At 53.0% G+C, this 2,481-nt stretch carries 4 protein-coding genes; all 4 read left to right on the forward strand.

Annotated features, from left to right (window positions below; all coding sequences use genetic code 11):
• Nucleotides 1–434: cupredoxin domain-containing protein (locus ACR0K9_RS21415; RefSeq protein WP_480826097.1), on the forward strand; the 434-nt coding region annotated here is incomplete at its 5' end.
• Entirely contained in the window at nt 431–1,132 is a 702-nt protein-coding gene (locus ACR0K9_RS21420; protein ID WP_480826098.1) for an RNA polymerase sigma factor, read from the forward strand. The genes ACR0K9_RS21415 and ACR0K9_RS21420, both read left to right, overlap by 4 nt.
• 85 nt (nt 1,133–1,217) lie before the next feature.
• Nucleotides 1,218–1,499 (forward strand): hypothetical protein, encoded by a 282-nt coding sequence (locus tag ACR0K9_RS21425; RefSeq protein WP_480826099.1) that lies wholly within the window; start codon nt 1,218–1,220, stop codon nt 1,497–1,499.
• Nucleotides 1,500–1,794: 295 nt separating this feature from the next.
• On the forward strand, nt 1,795–2,457 hold the full coding sequence (locus ACR0K9_RS21430; RefSeq protein ID WP_480826100.1) for an amidohydrolase family protein: 663 nt from the start codon (nt 1,795–1,797) through the stop codon (nt 2,455–2,457).
• Nucleotides 2,458–2,481: the final 24 nt, after the last annotated feature.

Here is a 2,481-nt window from a genome sequence, read left to right on the forward strand (position 1 = left end):
TTGAAATGCGTGGCAGCCAGCTTGGCGAGCGCATCTGGTATGATCCTGTTGGTCTAGCGGTATCTCCGGGCACAACTGTCCGGTTTTTCAATCGCGATCCCGGCAATAGCCATACGGCAACAGCCTATCATCCGTCGAACTATGATCGAAAGCGACGCATTCCCTCTGGCGCGGTCCCATGGGATAGCAACTTTTTGCTTCCGGATGAGTATTTTGAAATCACTCTGACAGCACCAGGCGTATATGACTATTATTGTCTACCTCACGAAATGGCGACGATGGTCGGTCGCATAGTGGTTGGAACACCCGACGACCCCGGCTGGGAAGGAAGCTCAAACGACAAAAGCGATGTGTCGGAAGACGTCCTGAAAGCATTGCCTTTAGTCCAAAAGATTCTTTCAGAAGGCACCGTTCGCAAGGAAGGCGGATCATGAAAGTTCAATTGAGCCTCAGACAACAAGCCTCGACCGATGCAGCCAAATCGGAAGCCGAGCTTGTAAATGCTGCGCGTGAAGGAAGCGAACCGGCTGTCCGCGAACTCATCCGCCGCCTGAACCCTCGCCTTTTTCGTGTTGCCCGAGGCATCGTTGACACTGACGCCGAAGCCGAAGAAGCCCTGCAAGAGGCTTATCTTTCGGCGTTCAGCAAACTTGAGGGGTTTCGTGAACATTCCAGTTTTTCCACCTGGATCACCCGGATCGCGATCAATACCGCGCGAATGCAGCGCCGACGCGCACGTCTTGTTGAGGAATACGATACCGTGGACGAAACCAGCGTACCTAGAGTGATAGTATTTCCAGACCAAAATCCAGAACCGCCCGATGTTATGCTTGGACGCGCGCAATTGAGAGGTTTTCTTGAATCGGCCGTTTCTGAACTGCCGCCAGATCTAAGATTACCGTTCCTGCTGCGCGAAGTAGAAGTCATGAGCATTTTTGCCATTGCACGTGAACTTCAAATCAACCCGATAACCGTGAAAACACGCCTATTTCGCGCCCGTCGCCGGTTGCGTACCACCATCGAACACCGGGTCAAAGGCGGGTTCGAAGCAATCTTCCCATTCGGCGGCAAACGCTGTGCCAACATGACCGATCACGTAGTAGCGCGACTGCATGCGAGCGGCGCACTTTGACGGAGAAAAGCGGCCCTTACCGGACACTCAGCTGCGTTCTTCATTGCTACGGACGCAGCCCACAAAGCCACCGTTCGCCGCAACGGTGGATTTGATCGATTGGGAAACTGACAGTTTGCGCAATAAACCCTCAATTTCAATTGAATATTTGAAGGTTAACTACGCAAAATATATTAGTAGTTTGCATCAAGGTACCAAAAGCCCAAATGATGGTTCGCACTGGATCGCGCCACCAGCATTAGTTTTTTCTTCCACGCAAGGCACTCGCCAGTTTGCTGCGCGACAGGCTACTCCGGATCAACACCTGCCCCATCGGCTCTCGGTTGGTTATGCGCATCAGGCGCAATGCAGCGATCAAGCTGTTTAGAGTAAAACTGCGAATCCGAAGGAGAGGCACTTGCAACCTCCCCTAACTCATTGCGACAAGATGTGCTGTTTTGGGAAAAATTTGCTTATTTGCGACCAGAAATTCTGCATTTAAAACCACCATTACGGCGCGATTGGCAATAGTCTGGGGAAAACCAGAGCGAGTTGCCATGCCAGTATGTTTCCAAAAAACTAAATTGGAAGTATGTGATCTTCTGATCCGCAGCTCTTCAGTAATTGACGGCACTGGTGGCTCGGTCCGCAAAGCAGACGTAGCAGTTTCACGAGACGAAATTGTGGGCGTTGGTCAGCTGAACGGCATTCACGCACAGACGGAAATTGATGCGACGGGCCTGTGCCTCGCTCCCGGATTCATCGATGCGCATACCCACGATGACTGGGCACTTTTGTGCACTCCGGATATGCCGTTCAAAGTGACACAGGGAGTTACTACGGTTGTCGCCGGGAATTGCGGGATCAGCGCCGCTCCGTTCCGGGCGCAAGAGGGTTTGCCAGACCCGTTCAATGTCACCCCAGAGGTGCTTTCATCCAGCTTTGAAACCATCACCGATTATCGACGAGCGATCAACGATAAGGCGCCTGCCATCAATGTGCGACTGCTGGTCGGACATTCCGCACTACGCGCTACTGTGATGGGGCCGGATTTGGCGCGGGCCGCTACTGGTGAGGAAATCAACCGAATGGCGGAACTGCTTGACAAGGCACTGACCGAAGGTGCGTCCGGGCTGTCAAGCGGGCTGGACTACCCCGCCGCGATAGAAGCCCCGATGGACGAAGTTGTGACGTTGGCCAGGGTGCTACGCCACCACCCGAACACCGTTTACACAACCCATGTTCGGGATGAAGGTGACGGCGTGATCGAAGCTATCAAGTGTCTGTCATCAAATGATTTGGAACACGAGCGGTTGATTGGCTTTGGAGGCTCAGGCTCGCTGTAGTTTCAATTTACGCCGCGTTTTGAT

The sequence above is a fragment of the Ruegeria sp. L12 genome, assembly GCF_056531745.1.

What these genes read in the sequence shown, in the direction of transcription:
- ACR0K9_RS21420 (WP_480826098.1), top strand. Translation starts at nt 431, where the DNA reads ATGAAAGTTCAATTGAGCCTCAGACAACAAGCCTCGACCGATGCAGCC.